The 19054-nt window shown below is 68.5% G+C and carries 15 protein-coding genes and 3 pseudogenes; 12 read left to right on the top strand and 6 right to left on the bottom strand.

Annotation, left to right across the window (positions count from 1 at the left end; genetic code table 11):
• Positions 1-52 precede the first annotated feature (52 nt).
• From AB0946_RS32800 to AB0946_RS32790, 3 genes and pseudogenes are all read left to right on the top strand, one after another.
• Positions 53-335 (top strand): annotated as a pseudogene (locus tag AB0946_RS32800) (transposase family protein); the annotation flags it as partial.
• 88 nt (positions 336-423) lie between these two features.
• Positions 424-621 (top strand): annotated as a pseudogene (locus AB0946_RS32795) (Fe-Mn family superoxide dismutase); the annotation flags it as partial.
• A gap of 301 nt (positions 622-922) precedes the next feature.
• Positions 923-1714, top strand: coding sequence for a hypothetical protein (locus AB0946_RS32790; protein ID WP_366764313.1), 792 nt, complete (start codon positions 923-925; stop codon positions 1712-1714).
• A 28-nt stretch (positions 1715-1742) separates the two neighbouring features.
• On the opposite strand, the pseudogene AB0946_RS32785 reads toward AB0946_RS32790, so the two are convergent.
• Positions 1743-1895 (bottom strand): annotated as a pseudogene (locus tag AB0946_RS32785) (sensor histidine kinase); the annotation flags it as partial.
• Between the two features lie 230 nt (positions 1896-2125).
• Here AB0946_RS32785 and AB0946_RS32780 point away from each other — a divergent pair.
• The 5 genes from AB0946_RS32780 (at position 2126) to AB0946_RS32760 (ending at position 7554) form a co-directional block, all read left to right on the top strand.
• On the top strand, positions 2126-2530 hold the full coding sequence (locus AB0946_RS32780) for an STAS domain-containing protein (protein WP_366764312.1): 405 nt from the start codon (positions 2126-2128) through the stop codon (positions 2528-2530).
• Positions 2531-2905: 375 nt separating this feature from the next.
• A complete protein-coding gene (locus AB0946_RS32775; protein ID WP_366764311.1) occupies positions 2906-3559 on the top strand; it encodes a response regulator transcription factor in 654 nt (217 codons plus the stop codon).
• Positions 3550-4818 carry a HAMP domain-containing sensor histidine kinase gene (locus tag AB0946_RS32770; RefSeq protein ID WP_366764310.1) on the top strand — a complete coding sequence of 423 codons (1269 nt, stop codon included), beginning with the start codon at positions 3550-3552 and terminating at the stop codon, positions 4816-4818. The genes AB0946_RS32775 and AB0946_RS32770 overlap by 10 nt, the downstream gene beginning before the upstream one ends.
• Positions 4819-4856: 38 nt before the next feature.
• On the top strand, positions 4857-6131 hold the full coding sequence (locus AB0946_RS32765; RefSeq protein ID WP_366764308.1) for a hypothetical protein: 1275 nt from the start codon (positions 4857-4859) through the stop codon (positions 6129-6131).
• Positions 6132-7188: 1057 nt separating this feature from the next.
• On the top strand, positions 7189-7554 hold the full coding sequence (locus AB0946_RS32760; RefSeq protein ID WP_366764307.1) for a hypothetical protein: 366 nt from the start codon (positions 7189-7191) through the stop codon (positions 7552-7554).
• A gap of 650 nt (positions 7555-8204) precedes the next feature.
• Here AB0946_RS32760 and AB0946_RS32755 read toward each other — a convergent pair.
• Complete coding sequence (locus AB0946_RS32755) at positions 8205-8798, bottom strand: TetR/AcrR family transcriptional regulator (RefSeq protein ID WP_366764305.1); 594 nt, start codon at positions 8796-8798, stop codon at positions 8205-8207.
• A gap of 62 nt (positions 8799-8860) precedes the next feature.
• Here AB0946_RS32755 and AB0946_RS32750 point away from each other — a divergent pair, with 62 nt between their 5' ends.
• From AB0946_RS32750 to AB0946_RS32740, 3 genes are all read left to right on the top strand, one after another.
• Positions 8861-9754 (top strand): oxidoreductase, encoded by an 894-nt coding sequence (locus tag AB0946_RS32750; RefSeq protein WP_366764304.1) that lies wholly within the window; start codon positions 8861-8863, stop codon positions 9752-9754.
• A 252-nt stretch (positions 9755-10006) separates the two neighbouring features.
• Complete coding sequence (locus tag AB0946_RS32745; RefSeq protein ID WP_366764303.1) at positions 10007-11575, top strand: GMC family oxidoreductase N-terminal domain-containing protein; 1569 nt, start codon at positions 10007-10009, stop codon at positions 11573-11575.
• A 188-nt stretch (positions 11576-11763) separates the two neighbouring features.
• Positions 11764-12438, top strand: a complete 675-nt coding sequence (locus AB0946_RS32740; RefSeq protein ID WP_366764302.1) for a helix-turn-helix domain-containing protein — start codon at positions 11764-11766, stop codon at positions 12436-12438.
• Between the two features lie 22 nt (positions 12439-12460).
• Here AB0946_RS32740 and AB0946_RS32735 read toward each other — a convergent pair whose 3' ends face one another.
• Both AB0946_RS32735 and AB0946_RS32730 read right to left on the bottom strand, forming a co-directional pair.
• A complete protein-coding gene (locus AB0946_RS32735) occupies positions 12461-13798 on the bottom strand; it encodes an aminotransferase class III-fold pyridoxal phosphate-dependent enzyme (RefSeq protein WP_366764301.1) in 1338 nt (445 codons plus the stop codon).
• A gap of 432 nt (positions 13799-14230) precedes the next feature.
• Positions 14231-14905, bottom strand: a complete 675-nt coding sequence (locus AB0946_RS32730) for a TetR family transcriptional regulator (RefSeq protein WP_366764300.1) — start codon at positions 14903-14905, stop codon at positions 14231-14233.
• Between the two features lie 161 nt (positions 14906-15066).
• Between AB0946_RS32730 and AB0946_RS32725 the strand changes: the two genes are divergently transcribed.
• On the top strand, positions 15067-15924 hold the full coding sequence (locus AB0946_RS32725; protein WP_366764299.1) for an SDR family NAD(P)-dependent oxidoreductase: 858 nt from the start codon (positions 15067-15069) through the stop codon (positions 15922-15924).
• Positions 15925-16364: 440 nt separating this feature from the next.
• Here the strand turns inward: AB0946_RS32725 and AB0946_RS32720 are convergent, their stop codons facing one another.
• On the bottom strand, positions 16365-17909 hold the full coding sequence (locus tag AB0946_RS32720; RefSeq protein WP_366764298.1) for a GMC family oxidoreductase N-terminal domain-containing protein: 1545 nt from the start codon (positions 17907-17909) through the stop codon (positions 16365-16367).
• A gap of 75 nt (positions 17910-17984) precedes the next feature.
• Positions 17985-18413 carry a hypothetical protein gene (locus AB0946_RS32715; RefSeq protein WP_366764296.1) on the bottom strand — a complete coding sequence of 143 codons (429 nt, stop codon included), beginning with the start codon at positions 18411-18413 and terminating at the stop codon, positions 17985-17987.
• Between the last annotated feature and the right edge of the window lie 641 nt (positions 18414-19054).

Below are 19054 nucleotides of genomic sequence, written 5' to 3'. Positions count from 1 at the left end.
CGCCAGCCCTAGAGGGTGTTGCAGAAGGCTTGACGGCGGGCATTTCGCCTGTATGGGTGGGGTGTTGAGGGCTGAGCCGGTGTGGGTGGAGACGTTCACCGGGTTGCGGACGGGGCCGTTCGAGAAGCTGCTTCGGGTGGTGCGGGAGCGGGGCGGCAAGGGCCCCCGGTGGTGGCCGGCCGTGATGTCTACCGCTGGCCGAGCGAGTGCTGCTGGTGGCCGTGTACTACCGCACCAACCCACCATGCGGCAGCTAGCGCCGCTTCTTCGGCTGCTCACCTGCCACCGTCTGCCGGGTCATCCAGCGTCTGCGACGGCTGCTCGCACCGGAGCCGGCACCCAGGCCGGTGCCGGGCTCGCCTGGAGCCCGGCTGGTGGTGTCTGCGGTCGCGGCCGCCACGCACCGACGACCGCACCGGTGCGCACCGCCAGGGCAGCGTCGGTCGGGGCTCCGCCCCGATCCTGGTCTTCGACGCCTGGGAGCACGCCTTCTACCTTCAGTACGAGAACCAGAAGGTGGACTTCATCGAGGCGATGTGCGCCGTCGCCAACTGGCAGGACGAGGCGAAGCGCTACGCCGCCGCCGAAGAACGCGGCGACAGCCTGCTGCTCAAGCCGTAACGGCACAAGAAGCATCCTGCCTCGTGATCGTCTTCTCACCCTTCACGACGGCATGCGGTACACGGAAGGCTCCCGCGGGCAAGATCCTCACGGGAGCCTTTCTGCTTGCCTACGTCGGCTCCGAGCCGAACCGGGGGACAGCCGATACCACTGGCCGCACGCTGCTGACCAGCGCATCGGACTCCATGTTCAGGTTGCGTTCAGGTTTGGCCCTGCCTTGGACAACTCCCGTACCTGGAGCGCCAAAACTCTGGCAAAGGAGTCTGGAGCGAGGGCCGGGCACCATGTCATGGTGCCTGCCATGTCGACTGATCACCTCACTCACAACCGGCCCGCGGGCCACACTCGTCACGCGGCAAGCAAGGTGCCGGAGGTGACCGTCTACTTCTGGATCATCAAGGTGCTGACCACCGGGATGGGTGAGACGGCGTCCGACTTCCTGGCCCACCTGCTCGGCCCGATCCCCGCTGTCGGCCTCGGCGGCATCGCCCTGGTGGCCGCTCTGGCGGTGCAGTTCGCCGTCCGCCGGTACGTGGCCTGGATCTACTGGACGGCGATCGTCATGGTCAGCGTGTTCGGCACGATGGCCGCCGATGTCCTGCACGTCGGCCTCGGCGTGCCGTACACGCTCTCGACTCCGTTCTTCATGGCCGCCCTGTCCGCCGTCTTCGCCCTCTGGCACCGCAGCGAGGGCACCCTGTCCATCCACAGCATCCACACCCGGCGCCGCGAGAGCTTCTACTGGGCCGCCGTGCTGGCCACGTTCGCGCTGGGCACCGCCGCGGGCGACCTCACCGCGACGATCGGCCTCGGCTACCTGGGCTCCGCCGTGCTGTACGCCGCCGCTATCGCTGTCCCGGCCGTCGCTCACCGGTGGGGGAGCCTGAACGCGGTCGCCGCGTTCTGGGCCGCGTACGTCATCACCCGCCCGCTCGGCGCTTCCGTCGCCGACTGGATGGCCGTCGGCCACGGCCGGGGCGGACTCGACCTGGGCCTGGGGCCGGTCACGCTGTCCTGGACGGTGGCGATCCTCGGCTTCGTCGGCTACCTGGCCGTCTCCCGCAAGGACGTCCAGCGCGACATCACGCCGTGACGCTCCGGTGGCGTCGAGTGCGGCGTGGTCACCCGGCAGGCAGACTGACCACGAACCGTGCCCCGGGAGTGTGCCCGGGGTCGTACGTCACCTCGCCGCCGGCGAAGCGGCCCAGACGTCGCGCCAGTGACAGTCCCAGCCCCGCGCCGCTGTGTCCGTCGCCGGGATCCGCGCGCCGGCCGGTGGTGGGCGGTCAGGAAGACGACGGGGGAGAGGAAGCCGTTCGCGCGCATCGCCTGGCACACGCGGGCCTGCGTTCCTCACCGCGCCCACGCCTTGCCCGGCTTGCGATCATCCGGGAAACGCCTTGGATGGAGGCAGGCGGCATCTGCACGCAAAGCCCCCGCGGACAGGCGTGCAACGCGTCGCAGGGGGCCTTGCGTCTCCTGCCACCGCGAGGAGGGACGGACCATGCGCCGGAGCATCGTCCGCGCCGAGCAGATCGCCGTCGCATGCGACCTCGTCAACGGTTGGACCGTTGTCGAGGTCGACGGCGAGCTGGACATCCACACCCACGCCTTGATACGCCAGGCAATCATCCGGCTTCTCGATGAGGGACACCGCAACTTCGTCCTCGACCTGTGCTTCGTGCCCTTCCTGGACTCGATGTTCCTGGGCACCGTCGTGACGCTTACCAAACACATCCGGAAACGCGAGGGCTCGCTGCGGATCACGTGCCCCTCGGCCCGGATGCGCACCGTCTTCCAGCACGGCGGCCTGGCCGACGCCTACGAGTTCTACGACTCGCCGCAGGAGGCCACCAGCCAGGCACCAGTCCTCGACGGACTGGCGCACTGGCCAGGCTCGGCACGCTGACTGCCCGGGCTTGCCCGGCGGACCACTGCCTGCGGCAGGTGAACCCGGGCAGTGACCCACCGGACGAGCCTGGGAAGGAGCGTCAGGCCATAGAGAGCTTCGCGACGTACTCGTCGAAGGGCTCGCTGCCGACTTCCGCACGGAGTTCGTCCATGCGCTCGAGTTCTTCACAGGGCCATATGAAAGGGGCGCCCCGTCCTTCACGCCGGCGATCTGAGTTCCGTAGACCTGCTTGCGTCCGTGCGCGCAAGCTGCCGCAGCAGTTCTGCGCGGGTCAGCCCGCACGTGAGGCCGTCAACAGTGGCCTGCTCCCCACCCTCAGGCGGCTGACCAGGGAAGATGGAGAACTAGGACAGGAGTATCTAGGGTCAGCGCGTGGCTTTCATCATGGTGTGTGAAGACGACGCGGCGGTCCGCGGCGTTCTCAAGCGCGCCCTGGAGCACGACGGGCACACCGTCTCCGTCGCCGCCACGGCCGACAGCCTGCTGCGGCAGCTCGCACCGGCGCCCCATCTGGTCGTCCTGGATCTCGGGCTCCCGGACGCCGACGGCCGCGACGTCTGCCTGGCCCTGAGGGCTCGCGGCGTCGACGCGCCGGTGTTGATGCTCACCGCCTTGGACGGCCTGCATCACAAGGTGGGCGGCTTCGAGGCCGGCGCCGACGACTACATGACCAAACCCTTCGACATCCCGGAACTGCTGGTCCGTGTCCGGGCGCTGCTGCGCCGTGCCACCGTGGCGCCCACACCGCGCGAGGTCGTCCTCGATCCGGCGAAACACGTGGTGACCTACGATTCGGTGAGCATGAGCCTGACCCCGACGGAGTTTCGGCTGCTGGGCCGTTTGATCGCCTCGCCGGGCGACGCGGTACGCCGCCACACGCTCGTCGCTGCCGGCTGGCCGCACGGGGCGCAGGTCAGCGACAACACCCTCGACTCCTATGTGCGCCGGCTGCGGGCGAAGCTCGGTTCGCTGGGTGTGGCCGAGCGTCTGACGACCGTCCGCGGCGTGGGCTACCGATGGCAGTGACGGGATTCCGTAAGCGGGTCGTCGCACTCACCGTGGTGATCGCCACCGCCGTGGTCGCGATCTTGGTCGTGGTCTCGCACGTACTGTTGAGCCGGGTGACGGACGCCGACGCGCACGACCTGGCACGTACTCGCGCCGAGGCCCTCGCGGCGAACGTCACCGCCAAAGGCGGCCGTGTCGTCCTCACGGAAAGCAGCAGCGAGGCGCTCGACGAGGTCGCCTGGGTGTATGCCGACGGCCGCCTGATCGACGGAAACGTCCCGCCGAGCCTGGTCGATCGCGTCGAAGAACTAGCGGACTCGGGGCGGTCCCAGACCGCGTCTGTCGGCAAATACCTCCTGTACGCGCGGCAGATCCCGATCCACGGCCACCACGTCATGGTGATCGGCCGGGTGGACCTCACGCCCTACGAGACATCCGAGCAGCGCAGCCTGACCTTGTCCCTGATACTGGGCGGCCTCACGGTCCTCCTCGCCGGCGGGGTCGCACACCTCGTGGTGCGCCGCGCGCTGCGGGTCGTGCACGAGATGGCCGCCCTCGCTGACGACTGGGGCCAGCACGAACCCGGGCGCCGCTTCAACCTCGGCGTCCCCCGCGACGAGTTCGGGGAACTGGGGCGGACCCTGGACCACCTCCTGGAGCGCGTCGACAACGCGCTGGCGGACGAGCGCCGGCTCACCGATGAGATCGCCCACGAGCTGCGGACACCGCTCACGGTCCTGCGGGCCGAGGCGCAGCTGGCGCAGCTGTCCGGGGAGCCGGTGCCGACGGAGGCGGTGCTGAGCGAGGCCGACCGCCTCGATACGGCGATCACGACGCTTTTGCGCGCCGCGCGCGCACGGACGGACAAGGGGACCCGGTGCGACCTGCGCTCCGCCGCACGACAGGCGATCGCCGGCCGTGCGGTCGAGGTCGCCTTCCCCTCGAAGGTCGAGGTTGCCGTGGCGGCCGACGTCGCCGTCTCGCTGCTGGCACCCCTGCTGGACAACGGCCTGCGACATGCGAAGTCCCGGGTGTGGATCACCGCGCGCAATGAGGGCGAGGCCATCGTGGTCGATGTCCTGGACGACGGCCCAGGATTCGATCCCGCGGACGTCGAGCGGGTCTTCGAAGCGGGGGTGACCGGCGGCGAGGGATACGGGCTGGGGCTGCCGGTGGTCCGGCGCATCGCCGCCTCGGCCGGTGTGGAGGTCCGCGCGATCGCAGACGGCCGCGGTCACGTCGAGGTGACACTCCCGGCCGCCCGCGCAACCGCGTAGTCAGGTTATGTGCAGATTCCCCGCGTAAACCTCCCCGCATGACAACGACAGCGGAAGCACGCACGCGCAGCGGGCGCCTCATGCTTAACAAGGTCCCCGAGGTCACCATCTGGTTCTGGGTGATCAAGATCCTGTGCACCACCGTCGGTGAGAGCTTCGCCGACTGGATCAACATGAAGCTGGGCGTCGGCCTGGTGAACACGGCCTGGATCTTCACCGCGGTCTTCGTGGTGGTCCTGGCCCTCCAGCTGCGGCTGAAGCGATACGTCCCGTTCCCCTACTGGCTGACCGTGGTCGTTGTCAGCGTCACCGGCACCCTGTACACCGACATCCTGACCGACCAGCTGAACGTGCCACTGTGGATCAGTTCCGCGGTCTTCTCGGTGCTGCTCGCGGCGGTCTTCGGCGTGTGGTGGGCGCGTGAGCGCACGCTTTCGATCCACTCGGTCACCACGCTGCCGCGGGAGTCGTTCTACTGGCTCGCCGTACTCGTCACCTTCGCGCTCGGCACCGCGACCGGCGACTGGACCCTCGAGCTCACTGGCTGGAGCCCGGGCGTCTCCGTGTTGCTGCCGCTCGGCCTCATCGCCGCGATCACGGCGCTGTGGAGGTTCGGCGCGAACCCGGTGCTGTCCTTCTGGCTCGCCTACATCCTGACCCGCCCGCTGGGCGCGAACATCGGCGACTGGCTCGCCTCCCCCAAGGTCGCCCAGAACCCGGGCGACCCGACCGGTCTCGATCTGGGCACGTTCACCACCAGCCTGATCTTCCTGGGCCTGATCCTGGCGACGGTGGTCTACCTGACGGTGACGCGCTCGGACGTGACCGAGACCCACGAGGCGAGCCACGACGCACCGGTCACCGGCAACCCGCGCAAGGAGCGCACCGCGCTGGCCGGCCTCGGACTGCTCGCCGCCGCCACCGCGGGCCTGCTGGTCTGGGCCCACGGCCGGCCGCACGTCGGCCCGGCGCCGGAGGAAGACAACACCTCCGCCGTCCAGATGGCTCCCGGACAGGCGGTGAAGAAGTTCCCGCCCGCCAAGGTCGCCGCGCTGAAGACCCTCGCCTCCACCTCGCTCAAGGACGCACGCTCGGGGAACGCGACCGGGGCCCACGCGGCCGCCCAGAAGCTGCGAGACCTATGGGACGCCGACCAGGCGTCGCTGCAGCCGCTGGACCAGACCGGCTGGACTTCCATCGACGCCCAGATGGACAAAGTGCTCAAGACGTTCGGCATCGACCACTCCAACCCGCCGATGCCGCCTGCGCAGCAGGAGAAGGAACTGACGGCCCTCCTGACGGACATAGGCTGACAGACCTCACAGCGCCCGGCCGGCCCACCCGGCCGACGGGCCCAGTGTGCCGAGGCAGCGCAGAAAGCCGGGCTTCCTCGGTACACGCCGGGGAGCCTCGGACTCCGCAAGCATGTCGTTCCTGCGCACGGCTCACCGAGGACGGCAAGAACGACCAAGACGGTGAAGAGGCGATGTTGCAGGACACCCTTATCACCTCGTGCCGGCTGGCCAGGCAAAGCAGGCAACTCAGGCAGGAAGTGAAGCCCGACTGGCCCGACTCGGGGAACGCCACGCCCGCAGCTGCTCGACGAGGGACGACCCGAGACGCCTCGGCAGGGAGGAGTCCTTCGCCGGGCTGCGCGAGGCCCGCCCCGTGGGGGGCGGGCCGTTCGTGCCATGGTCGACGAACGACAGCCCGTAAGGCGGGCGGCAAGGCTGTCCGCCAATGCCGGCCGTAAGTAGACGAAGAGTCAACACAGGGCAGCTCGTCCTGGCCATGTTGAGCACCGGTTCGGGCGAAGCTTTTCGGCTGTGGTCGGGTCATGCCGTTGTGCCGGGCTCGATGGGACGGTTGCGCGGTGCCGTCCCGGACGGGGGTCTGACTCATGAGATATATGGCCGAAGTGTCCAGTCACAGGCGTGTCGACTCTCGTTGCGGGACAGCAACTGCAGGTACCGAGCCACAGGGCGTGTCTCAATAGGGGCCTTGCCGAGTTTCAGGCGCCATCACGGTTCAGACCGCCCGAGCGGGCCGGTGCCGTCCACCCAGCACGTCACCCGCGGAAGGCGAACCACCATGGCGACCAGACAGCGCAGCACCTCCTCCACCACGGATCCTCCTGTTCCGGGCGAGGTCGTCCTGGGCGTGGACGCGCATGGCGAGGTTCATGTTGCCGCCGTGGTTTCCCCGCTGGGGAAGGTCCTGGGTACCGAGTGTCGTGGGCAGACAGACCTGTCCCCCTGGCCCCCGGATCCATCTCTTCTTGGGGTCTGGGGACAGCCATGTACCCGCCAGCGACATCTCGAACCCGGCCGGGCAGTTGGGCCGGGCATGAGACGACTCTGTGCCCTTGGGGTGGCGCTGGCTCTGGCGGTGGTGTTGCCGAGCGCGGTACCGGTGGCGGCCGATACCAGCGCCTGCACGCATCACTGGTCGGGCCCGCAGGTGTGCATCCGGCTGGACGGCCGCAACGGTGGGAAAGCTGTCAGGGCGATCTGGATCAACCCACCGAAGAAGGCGAAGACGCGCGCGGTGCGCCTGTTCCTGGACGGCCGGCAGTACGGCACGGTGGAGACCGCCCGGCGCGTGCGCGGCATGCTCAGCCACATATGGGCGAGCTTCGAGCAGGGCGCCGGCGTGCAGGTGTGCGTTCGGTTCGCCGGCATCCGGCGGGTGGCGTGCGACCGGACGAAGTGCATCGGCATCCGGCCGACCTGGTGACGCTACGGGGGCTGTAGGGGAACGGGACCGGACCGGCGGAGCCCGGTCCCGTTCGCAGGGAGCCTATAGCGGGCGCCGTCGCCCCTCTTCGGGGGAACTCAAGGTGCGGGACGGCCCGGTGGCTGTCACCACTGCCGCGTCTCTGCTGCCGTCACTGCGCGTCCGGGGCGGGACCGGCGCCCAGGGCGCGGCGTCCGGCGGCCGGGCGCGTGGGTTTCGGCTCGGTGGCCGGGACGGACGGGAGGCGTTCGGCGGCGAGCTGGGCGCGCGGCGCCGGCGGATCGGCCTCTTGTGTGCGGGACGGTTCGACGGTGGGTGTTGGTGCCCAGCGGGCGGCGGTCGGTCATGGCCCGATCATCCCGGCGGGATCGGAGTTCTTCTTCACCGCCCCGGCCCTCCGCTCCGGACCGGCCCAAGGCGCGCGTGTCGCGCACGCGTCCTCGCCGAGGTCGGCGGCGACCTGAGCACTTCGCCGATGCCAGGCGTCGGAGCGCTCGAGTCCTACGTCGGCTCCACCCCGATCACCGCGCTTCCAGACACGGAGCTTCGTCGGCGGCGCGTGAGCGACCCGGCGGCCATCTCCTGGACGAAGGTCATGTGCCTGGCCTGCTGTCGGCGTGGTCCCGTGAGGGAGGCCCGTGTGGGCCAGATCAGCGTGGTCGCAAACCGGACATCAGTGTCTCGACACAACCGGTGACGAGCGCGTCGAGGGGGAGGTCGCCGTGCATTCCCGTGGAGGCGAGCACGGTCAGCCCCTGGAGGAGTGCCAGGAGAGTCATGTCGACCCGGCCGCTGGTGTCCGGTTCGATGTCACCCTGGTCCCGGGCCTCCGCGAGCAGCCGCAACGGCGCGGCGAACGCCCGGTCGTTGGCGGCCAGGAGGCGGGCGTTGCGTGCTTCGGTCTTCGGGCGGTGCATCAGGCTCAGCAGCGCGCGGTGTTCGACGCCGAACTCGACGTAGGTCCGGGCGAAGACGGCGAGCCGTTGGGTGAAGTCGCCCTCGGCAGCCTCCAGGGCCTCGTCGAGTCTGCGCCCCAGCCGCTCGTAACCCTCTTCCGCGAGCGCATCCAGCAGCGCCGTTTTGTCGGCGAAGTGTCGACGGGGGGCACTGTTGCTCACCCCTGTTGCACGCGCCAGTTCGCGCAGGGACAGGCCCTCGATGCCGCGTTCTGTCAGAACGCTTTCCGCTTGCTGGAGGAGGGTGCTGCGCAAGTTGCCGTGGTGGTAGGGACGGGCCTCGTTCATGGGGCCACCCTAGCTCAATGTATTCATTGACTACAATGTGCCCAATGAATACATTGAAGGGTATGACCAGCTCACCCAGCGCGGCCCCCTGGACGGTCGGCCAGCTTCCGCCGCAGAACGGACGCACGGTGATCATCACCGGCGCGAACAGTGGTATCGGCCTGGAAACGGCCCGTGCGTTCGCTCAGGCGGGAGCCCACGTGATCATGGCCGTGCGAGACGTCGCCCGTGCTCGCCCGACCGCCGCGCAACTGCCCGGTTCCACCGAACTGCGTCCACTTGACCTGGCCGACCTCGCGTCCGTCCGCGCGTTCGCGGCGTCCGTCGAACCGGTCGACATCCTGATCAACAACGCCGGTGTCGCGAACGTGCCGCTCGGCCGGACCGCGGACGGATTCGAGACCCACTTCGGGACCAACCACCTGGGCCACTTCGCCCTCACCAACCTGCTGCTTCCGAGGATCACCGACCGGGTGATCACCATCGCCTCCAACGCTCACAAGAGCGCCGCCCTGGACCTCACCGACCCCAACTGGGAACGCCGGAGCTACCGCTCCTCGGCCGCCTACGGCCAGTCCAAGCTCGCCAACCTGCTGTTCACCCTCGAACTGCAAGGCCGACTGACCGCGGCGGGCTCCGACGTACGAGCCCTGGCCGCACACCCCGGGGCGGCGACGACCGGCCTGAACCGGCATCTGGGCCCGGCCATGAAGGCGGTCGCGGCGATCGCCGGCCGCCTGGTCATGCAGAGCGGCATCGACGGGGCGCAGCCGACCCTCTTCGCGGCCGTCCGGGACCTGCCCGGGGCGAGCTACGTCGGCCCCGACGGCCGGGGCGGACAGCGCGGCCGGCCCACCCTGGTCTCCCGCAGCGCCACCGCCCAGGACACCGGCCTGGCCGCCGAGCTCTGGGACCTCTCCGAACGGCTCACGGCCACGTCCTTCCCTCTCGGCTGACCGCCGGGAGACGCACCCCGCCGCCCGCTCCGCGGTGCGCCCGGTGCCGCCTCAAGAGAAGGACGCCCTTGTTGCGCCGGGCCACCGGCCAGCCGCCCACGCACCAACGTTCGTAGGCGCCGCGCTGCTCAGGGACTGGCCAAGCGGACCGCGGAGGCCGTTCCGCTCACTGGCACAGGCCTGGGGGAGGAGCAAGCCCACGGCGTTCCATCGAGAGGACCGTCTGAGAAAGGTCCTTTCATCATGGCTCGTGTGACTGGTTACGACTATGTGGTGGTCGGCGCGGGGACGGCCGGGAGTGTGCTCGCGGCTCGGTTGTCGGAAGACGCGGCAGTGCGAGTGCTGCTGATCGAGGCAGGGAGCGCCGAGTTCCAGGCACCGGTGCAGACGCCGCGGGCATGGATGTCGCTGATGGGGTCTTCCGTGGATTGGAACGATGTGTCGGTGACGCAGGCGGCCACGGGTGTGTCGTATCCGCTGCCCCGTGGGCGGGGAATCGGCGGTTCGAGCAGCATCAACGGAATGGTCTTCCTGCGTGGGCACCATTCCTCCTACGACGCCTGGGGTCAGGCAGGCGCCCGGGGGTGGTCATTCGCGGACTTGCTGCCCTTCTTCCGGCGCAGCGAAAGCACTCGGGGGCGCGATCCGTCCGTGCGAGGTGTGCACGGGCCGATGCGAGTGGCGCCGGCGTCCCGGCCCCATCCGGTATCAGTGGCAGGCGTGGAAGCGGCCGTCGAGGTCGGCCATGCGCGTGCCACCGATCCTGCCGGCGGTCTGCAGGAGGGAGCGGGTCTTCACGATCTCACCATCGTCGCAGGACACCGGCAGAGCGCGGCGGACGCCTACCTGCGGCCCGTGCTGTGTCGATCGAACCTGGACATCGTCACCGATGCCTTCGTACATCGTCTTCGGATGGTGGGTGACCGTTGCGTCGGGGTGTGCTACTCCCAGGGCGGGGAGGAGGTGACGGTCGACTGCTCGGGCGAAGTGGTATTGGCGGCGGGGGCGATCGGCTCACCACACCTGTTGATGCTGTCAGGCATCGGGCCCTCGGAGCATCTGCGGGATGTGGGGGTCGACGTGGTAGCGGACCTTCCCGGAGTAGGAGCCAACTTCCAGGACCATCCAATGACCAGTGTTGTCTACAGTGCTGCGGCACCGATCCCGGTGAGCCGCAACAATCATGGCGAGGCCAGTGTTCTGTGGCGCAGCGAACCGACCGGCCGGCCCGATCTGCAGGCTTTGTTCATAACGCTCCCTTATCACAGTCCCGCGTTGCACGGGCCTACGGAGGGTTACTCGATCGCCGTGAGCCTCATGGCGCCGCGGAGTCGAGGGTGGGTGCGCCTGGCCAGTCGTGAGCCTGGCGTGGCACCGCTGGTGAACCCGAACTACCTGAAGGACCGTCGCGACGTCGAGGCCCTGGTACTGGGTCTGCAATGTGTCCGCGATATCGGTGAGGCGCGTGCTCTTTCTGCGTGGCGGGGATCGGAGGTGCTTCCCGGCCCCGGCCTGCGTGATGCATCAGCCCTGCGACGGCATGTACATGAAAGTCTCACCACCTACTTTCACTACGCCGGTACCTGTCGTATCGGAAGCGATGAAGAGGCCGTCGTAGACGATCACCTGCGAGTTCACGGTGTCCGCGGTCTGCGTGTAGCGGATGCTTCCGTCATGCCGTCCATCGTTGCGGCCAACACGAACGCAGCGGTACTCGCCATCGCCGAACGGGCCGCCGACCTCATGTCTGGGAACCTCTCATACGGCAGCCAGTGTCAACTCCCTCACCCTCAGCGACCGTCATTTCGGGTCATTCGATAGTGCTCCCGCATTGATTCGGTATTTTCCGAAATTGACCCTCGCTCGCCGTGGCACATTCCGCTAATCTCTCACGTGTCTCGAGACTCGACGTCGGGCACCGAGGAGAACCGGGTCGGCGTGCTTTCCCGCACCTGCAGTCCGACCGGCCGATGTCGGAAGAGTCAAGAACCCGTCGGAAGAGCGAAAAAATGACCGACGACCCCACCGCTGCTCCCGCGGTGACAAGCGAGGAAACCACGCCCGCAGGAGTGGTGCACAACACGTTCGCGCTCGTACGTGTCCTGAGCCAGGCGCAGCGGCCGGTCGGCGTGACCGGTCTGGCGTCGGTGGTGGGTATACCGAAGACCACCGCTCACAGGCTTCTGGAGCAGATGGCCCGGGAAGGTATCGTGACACGCCGCGATCACAAGTGGGCACTCGCGCCGGGCTTCGGCGATCTGGCACGGCCGGCGCACCAGCCCTCGCCTGAGGCGCTCGTTGCGCGTCCGCGACTGCAAGCCCTGTCACACGCCACCGGCGCGACCCTGTTACTGCACCGGCAGTCCGGGGACACCTTGGAGACCCTCTGGTGCTGGTTCGGACCGCACTTCCGCCGCGTGATGCCCCCGGCAGAACAACGACTGGCCGCCGTCCACCCGGCCTCCGCGATCTGGCGTGCACTCCGTTTCGGGGAGCTGGCCGCCGAATATCAGGAGGTGCACCCGGGGTGCAACTGCATCGCCGCGCCTTTCTTCCTCCCGTCCGGTGACACCGGCGTCGTCACCCTCGTTCGGCCGGACAACCTGGAGGTCGAGTCCCTCAAGCGTCCTCTGGAGAGGGTCGCATCCAAGATCCTCTCAGACATGCGTCGCCTCGAGGGCTGACGGCAGACGTTCGCCGCCGGCGCTACCGGGACACGCCATGTGGCTCGGCCAGAACCGAGCGATAGGACTTCTCGAACAGGTCCGCCATCACCGTGATCTCCTCGGCGGTGGTGATCAGCGGCGGTGCGAAGGCGACGGTGTCGCCGATGGCCCGCAGAAGAAGACCGTTGTCGACGGCCTTGGCCATGACGGCCGCACCCATGTCGCCTTCCCTTCTGCCGTCGACGCCCGCAGTGAAAGTGACCGCAGCGAGGAAACCGTAGCCCCTGACGTCACGGACGGCCTCCGCACCGCGAAAGGCGTCGAGACATTCCATGAGCCGGGGCGCCGTGTCCCGTACGTGACCGGGAATGTCCTCGTCGGAGAGGACGGCGAGGGCCTCGCGCGCGACGGCTGCGGCCACCGGATGCCCGGAGTAGGTGAAGCCGTGACCGAAGGCGCCGATGCTCTTCGCGCCTTCGGCGATGGTGTCCATGACCCGCTGCGCCACCATGACCGCGGAGATCGGTGCATACGCGGAAGAGAGCCCCTTCGCCAGAGTGACCAGGTCAGGCCTGAGCCCGAATTCGGCGGTGGCGAACGTGGACCCGGTGCGGCCGAATGCGGTCACGACCTCGTCGGCGATGAAGAGAATGTCATACCGGGCGAGAACTTCCTGTACGCGAGCGTAGTAACCGGGCGGGGGGATGATGATTCCGCCCGCGCCGAGGATCGGTTCCGCGATGAACGCGGCGATCGTGTCGGCGCCCTCGGCTGCGACGAGCTGTTCCAGATGGGCAATGAGATGGTCCACGTACTGCTCTCGTGTCATGCTCTGCGCCTGAGGCGCGAGGGGGTCCGGGCACGGGACCTTGACGAAGCAGGGCAGCGGGAGGCCGAAGCCGCTGTGGATGGACTCCAGCCCGGTCGCCGACCCGGCGGCCGTAGTGGTGCCGTGGTAGCCCCGCTCCTGAGAGATGATCTTGGTCCTTCCGGGGCGGCCGAGGCACCGGTGGTAGTACCACGCCAGCTTGAAGGCGCTGTCGTTCGCCTCGGAGCCGGAATTCGCGAAGAACGTACGGCCCATAGGGATGGGCGACATCCGGGCGAGATCCTCGGCCAGGGCCAGCGTGACGTCGTTGGTGCGGTGAGCGAAGGTCGCGAAGAAGGGAAGCCGGGCCATCTGGCGTTCAGCGGCCTGCACCAGCCGGGGCTGGCTGTATCCGAGATTGGTGCACAGCATCCCGGATGTGCCGTCGAGGTAGGAGCGCCCGTCGCTGTCCCACACCGTTATCCCCTCACCTCGGACAATGACATGAGGTTGTGTGCGCAATGAAGGGGACGTGTGGGGCTCCAGCAGGGTGGGCGGATGAGGGGTCATGACATGCTCCTCAGTGAGACGTGAAGGTGGCTGACGCGCCCGCGGCAGGATCCGGCACTGAGAGAGAGGGTCGGGCCGTCCGCAGCGATGACGACTTCAGCGGTCGGCCGCGGGGCGCCGGTACTGCTTGCCGGATGCCCTGCAGGTGCCGACCGAAGAGCCGTCTTCTCTCAGGGAAATCCGCTGACCCGCACGCTTCAAGGTCTGTCCCGGCCAGCAGAACAAGCCAGCGGGCCCGTGGGGATGCGCCTTGTGTCGACGCTCAGTTTCGGAGGTACCGCGTGATGTCCCGGGCCTGCTGGCCGCTTTTCCTCCGTAGCGACGAGGGCTCCACCGCTCACTCAGAACAACCTCTGGCCGCCACAAGGACGAGAGACCCCACCGCCTCGTTGCCGGTCGAAGGTTGCGAAGACCAGCGGTCGCGGGTGCCGGTCAGACAGCGGCACGAGCGAGCGTGCCGGCGATGACCGTGGTCAGCATGTCTCGGAGGGAGTCCTCGAAGTCCTGACGCAGTGCGGCCAGGGCCGGGTCGGCATCGTAGGCGGCCAGCATCGCTCGGGATGGACGGGCATGCGTCCACACGGCGCCAATGACCATGAAGGTGGCCGCCGCCAGCTTCCAGTCCTGGTCGCCCAGTTCGGGCAACTTGGCCCGGGCCAGCGCGGCGAGCGCGGCCACGTTGTCGATGGCTGCCCTCTTGTACCGGGCGGCTACCTCTGGGGACACGTTGTGCTCCAGCACGCCGGCCTGGGCGCTGAGCAGGTCGCACAGCATTCGGCGGCCGGCAAGGGACTCGGCGAGCACGGCGGCGAACCGCTCGGCGCGCTCCCGCACCGGTGTGGTGGCGTCCGGCGAGTCCTGCAGCCGATTCGCCAGGTCGGCCGTCCACTGGTCCCAGGCGCGATCCAGCAACTCCAGCAGGATGGCCTCGCGGGACTCGAAGTAGCGCAGCACGTTGGACTTGGCCAGTCCGACCCGGCGGCTGAGCTCGTTGAGGCTCATCTCGTTCACCGACATCTCGGCGAGCATGGCGGCGGCGGCGTCGAGGATGGTCTGCCGCCTGACCTCCCGCTGTTGTTCACTGCGCGCGCGCTGAAACGTGGCCATGCCCTCATCCTACGGACCACCGGTCCTTTGACATCAGACCACCGGTCCCTTACGTTGACGGCAAGGACAACAGACCAGCGGTCTGAAAAAGGGCAGCCGATGTCACACGCCCTCTTTGCCCTCCGCCCAGTCACGCACTCGCAGAAAATGAGGTTGTCGTCATGACTCAGACCTGGTTCGTCACCGGCAGTTCACGCGGTCTCGGCCGCGCGGTCGTCGAGGCTGCGCTGGACGCCGGTCACCAGGTGGTGGCCACCGCCAGGACGCCGTCCCGGCTCGACGACCTCGTCGCCCGCCACGGTGACCGTATTCACCCGGTAGCACTCGACGTCACCGACTTCGAGCAGGCACAGCGAGCCGTCCGGTCAGGGCTGGAGGTCTTCGGCCGCTACGACGTCGTCGTCAACAACGCAGGCTACGGTGACATGGCCGCCGTGGAGGACGTCACACTGGACGACTTCCGCGCTCAGATCGACACGAACTTTTACGGCGTCGTCCACGTCACCAAGGCAGTACTGCCGACGCTGCGGGAACAGGGAGGCGGACACATCTTCCAGATCTCGTCGATCGGCGGCCGGCTCGCCACAGTGGGAATGAGCGCGTACCAGAGTGCGAAGTGGGCCGTGGGCGGCTTCTCGTCGGTTCTTGCGCAGGAGGTCGCACCCCTCGGCATCAAGGTAACCGTCGTCGAGCCCGGCGGGATGCGGACCGACTGGGCCGGCCCTTCCATGACGGTCCCCCCGGTCAGTGATGCCTACCAGCAGACGGTCGGTGCTTTCGCCGAGGCGGTACGCAGTGGCTCGGGACACGAGGAGACCGACCCCTGCAGGGTCGCGCACGTCCTCCTCGACCTCGCCCACCGCGACGACGCGCCCGTCCGGCTGGTGCTGGGCGCACAGGCCTACCAGTACGTTGAGGCAGCGGCGCGCGTCCAGGCCGAGTCCGACGCACGCTGGCGTCCGGTGTCGGAGTCCGTGTCCGACCGCCGCTCCTCCGTCGGCCCCTGGCTGCGCGACTGACGGCGCCCTGGCGCCCATCAGACGCTGGACGCAGCTCCGCGCCCGGCCCGAGCCGTTGCTGCCAGGACTGCGAAGCGGGGCGGGCGGTGGCGCGATCACCGGCACGTGATCACGTGATCGCGGGTACGGCACCGGGACGCCGGGGATCTGTCCGAGCGCTTCTCTCGTGGAAAGGCGCCCTCAACCGGCAGCGGAAGTGAGCTGCCGACGGCACCGGGGAAAAGGTAATCCCCTCCCTGTTCGCCCAGGCCGACGCCGAAGGCAACCCCGGCTTGGTCGTCGCGGTTGACTCGGCCGACAACCCCAAACGCCCGGCAGCCGCGGCGGGAAGCCCCCGGCCTTCGACCGCGACGCCTACAAGCAGCGCAACACCGTCCGAGTACTGACCCGTTCTCCCGACATCAGCCGCTACGCCACAGCCGCGTTGTCCCGAGAGGTGTTTAGGTCAGCAAGCTCGCGGCGCGCTCGGCGATCGCGATGACGGTGGCGTTGGGGTTCATGGATGGGATGGCCGGGATCACGGACGCGTCCGCAACGCGTAGGCCCCGTACCCCACGAACACGGAGTTCGAGGTCGACGGCCGCTGTCTCGTCCGTGCCCAGGCGGCAGCTGCCGACGGGATGGAACTGGGTACTCGCGCTGTGCCGGGCGTACGCACGCCAGCCGTCGGCGTCGTCCTCGGCGACACAGGGCCTCACTTCCGTGGCCCCCCAGCGGGCGAACGGCGCCGTCGTCCCGATCCGCCTGGCCATGCGGAGTCCGGCCACCAGCGTGTCGATGTCGTAGGGGTCTTCGAGGTAGTGCGGATCGATCAGCGGCTGCTGCCGTATGTCGCTGCTCGCCAGCCGCACGGTGCCTCGGCTGCGGGGCAGTGACACGGCGGCCGCCAGGGTGTAGCCGTAGGCAGGTGGCCGGGTGAGCGACGGTGAATAGGGGAAGTGGATCGGGTACAGCTGGATGTCGGGACCGGGCGCGGAGTCATGCGTGCGCAGCAGGGCCGTCAGCTCCGTATGGTTGTTCACCCCCGGCTCGATGCGCCGCTGGGACGCGTAGACAATGCCACTTTGAACGTGATCGTGGAGGTTGGCGCCTACGCCGGACACGTCGGCCACGACCTTCAACCCCAGGCCGCGCAGGTGGTCGGCCGGTCCGATGCCGGAAAGCATGAGCAACTGCGGGGTACCGATCGCTCCGGCACAAACGATCACTTCATCCTCCGCGCGGACGGTGCGGGCTTGCCCCGCGATCTCATACTCGACTCCCGTGCAGACGTCCCTCCTGACGAGCAGCCTGCGCACCAGGGCGTCGCAGACGACCGTCAGATTGGGGCGGCCGAGGTGCGGGCGGACGTAGGCGTCAGCGGCACTCTGCCGTGCACCGCCGACGATGTTCACGTCGTACCAGCCCACGCCGTACTGCTGAGCTCCGTCGATGTCCTCCGTGTGAGGATGTCCTGCCGCGAGCACGGCGTCGTGGAACGTCTGGGACAGCGGGTGCCGGGCGGTGACCGGCGCAAGCTTGAGGGGGCCGTCCTGGCCGCGGTGGGCCGGGTCACGACCAACGGTGTGCTCCCCGCGCTTGAAGTACGGCAGAAGATCGTCGTACGACCAGCCTGCTGCCCCGGCCGCCCGCCAGCCGTCAAAGACGGAACGGTCACCTCGCGCGAAGGCCATCGCGTTGATGGCACTCGAACCGCCGAGCATCCTGCCCCGGGGCCAGGCATGGCTGACGCCGTTCGTACCGTCCTGGGGCACAGTCCTGTAGGCCCAGTCATACGGGCCGCCGAGGAGTTCCTGCCACCGGGCGGGAACACGGCTCTCCTCCGGGCAGTGCACGGTGCCCGCCTCGATCAGCAGCACATTGCGGTCCGGATCCTCCGACAGTCGACCGGCCACCACACAGCCGGCGCTCCCGGCCCCCACCACCACGCAGTCGTATCGTTTCAGCACTGCTGCGTCCCTTCCCACATGATGGTTCGGCTGCACGTGCGCTATCGAACCCGTCGTCGTTTCGCCGCCGCATCGCCTGCGTGGCCCGGGCGGACGTGCACGGACGCACGCTCAGGGAGTGCCAGCGATCGCGCAGGCGCGGCACGGGGGACGACCGCAGGTGCACTGCAGGATTCCGTCCAGCACTTCATGGTCGTGGTACAGGCACTTGTCACGGCAGGTGTGGCGGGGGACGAAACCCGCCTGGAGCTCGTCTGGCCACGGCTCCTCGCCCTCCCGGCAGCGCGTGAAGCGCTCGGGGTCCATGGCGTGCAGTTGCTGCATGCGTGCTCGGGCCTCGGCCTCCAGGGTGCCCGCCTGGGCGAGCATGCCCTTGAGCTGCTCGGCGAAGCCGGAGAACCTGGCGTCGCCGGTTCTCACGTGCGCCGCCTTCAGCGCCATGATGGCATTGCCCAGGAATCGCCGGGCATCTTGAAGATTGGTGACGTGGTGCAGTTGGATGCCCGTCACGCCCCTCACCCACACAGCCTCGTTGCTCACTTGTCAACCTTCCGGTCTCGAATCGTCCTCTGGTGATCCGGCGAGCTGATGACCCTGTCCAGATAGGCGCGCCAGTCCACGCCGGTGGTGGTCAGAATCTTCGAGCGGCCAGGGCCGTGGGGCGCAGCACTCCAACCGTGCTGGTCGAAGTCCGCCTACGACGCCTGAGGAGGGACAAGCCCGCCTAGGACGACCTCCTCAAGACAAGCCCGTACGGCCGAGCGGCTCAACGGGTGTTCCAGCCACTGGAACGCTCCTCGGATCGGAGAAGGATTGGCCCTGGGTTGGGCCGCGCGTCGCCGACACAGCCTTCTACAGCGGCATCGTCTTCGACGTGCTCACACCTCGCTGGCTTCGCGTACGCAACGCAGCAGGCGAAGGCGGATACTTCCGCGCGACGGTCACCGGCCTCGGCGGGCGACGCGAATCCTCCACCATGGGCGGATCGCCAAGATCGTAAAGATCCTGAGACTGGCTGACGGGCCCGGCTACCGGCCGCGCTCAAGGTGCACGGGCCACCCCCCTTCGGCTGGCACGTGCTCACCCGAATGATCTTCCACGGCCATGTTGGATAGCGTCAGCAGCGCTACCAGGACGGCATGGAAGACCAGATCGGCGCCCTCGGACTCGTCGTTGTGCGG

This window comes from Streptomyces sp. NPDC046870 (genome assembly GCF_040704595.1).
Classification (GTDB): domain Bacteria; phylum Actinomycetota; class Actinomycetes; order Streptomycetales; family Streptomycetaceae; genus Streptomyces; species Streptomyces argyrophylli.
The sequence above is the reverse complement of the archived record's forward strand: the minus strand, read 5'-3'. Positions and strand labels throughout refer to the sequence as shown.

What these genes read in the sequence shown, in the direction of transcription:
- AB0946_RS32735 (WP_366764301.1), bottom strand. Translation starts at nt 13,798, where the DNA reads ATGACCCCTCATCCGCCCACCCTGCTGGAGCCCCACACGTCCCCTTCA.
- AB0946_RS32780 (WP_366764312.1), top strand. Translation starts at nt 2,126, where the DNA reads ATGCGCCGGAGCATCGTCCGCGCCGAGCAGATCGCCGTCGCATGCGAC.
- AB0946_RS32740 (WP_366764302.1), top strand. Translation starts at nt 11,764, where the DNA reads ATGACCGACGACCCCACCGCTGCTCCCGCGGTGACAAGCGAGGAAACC.
- AB0946_RS32770 (WP_366764310.1), top strand. Translation starts at nt 3,550, where the DNA reads ATGGCAGTGACGGGATTCCGTAAGCGGGTCGTCGCACTCACCGTGGTG.
- AB0946_RS32790 (WP_366764313.1), top strand. Translation starts at nt 923, where the DNA reads ATGTCGACTGATCACCTCACTCACAACCGGCCCGCGGGCCACACTCGT.
- AB0946_RS32750 (WP_366764304.1), top strand. Translation starts at nt 8,861, where the DNA reads ATGACCAGCTCACCCAGCGCGGCCCCCTGGACGGTCGGCCAGCTTCCG.
- AB0946_RS32765 (WP_366764308.1), top strand. Translation starts at nt 4,857, where the DNA reads ATGACAACGACAGCGGAAGCACGCACGCGCAGCGGGCGCCTCATGCTT.
- AB0946_RS32725 (WP_366764299.1), top strand. Translation starts at nt 15,067, where the DNA reads ATGACTCAGACCTGGTTCGTCACCGGCAGTTCACGCGGTCTCGGCCGC.
- AB0946_RS32730 (WP_366764300.1), bottom strand. Translation starts at nt 14,905, where the DNA reads ATGGCCACGTTTCAGCGCGCGCGCAGTGAACAACAGCGGGAGGTCAGG.
- AB0946_RS32755 (WP_366764305.1), bottom strand. Translation starts at nt 8,798, where the DNA reads ATGAACGAGGCCCGTCCCTACCACCACGGCAACTTGCGCAGCACCCTC.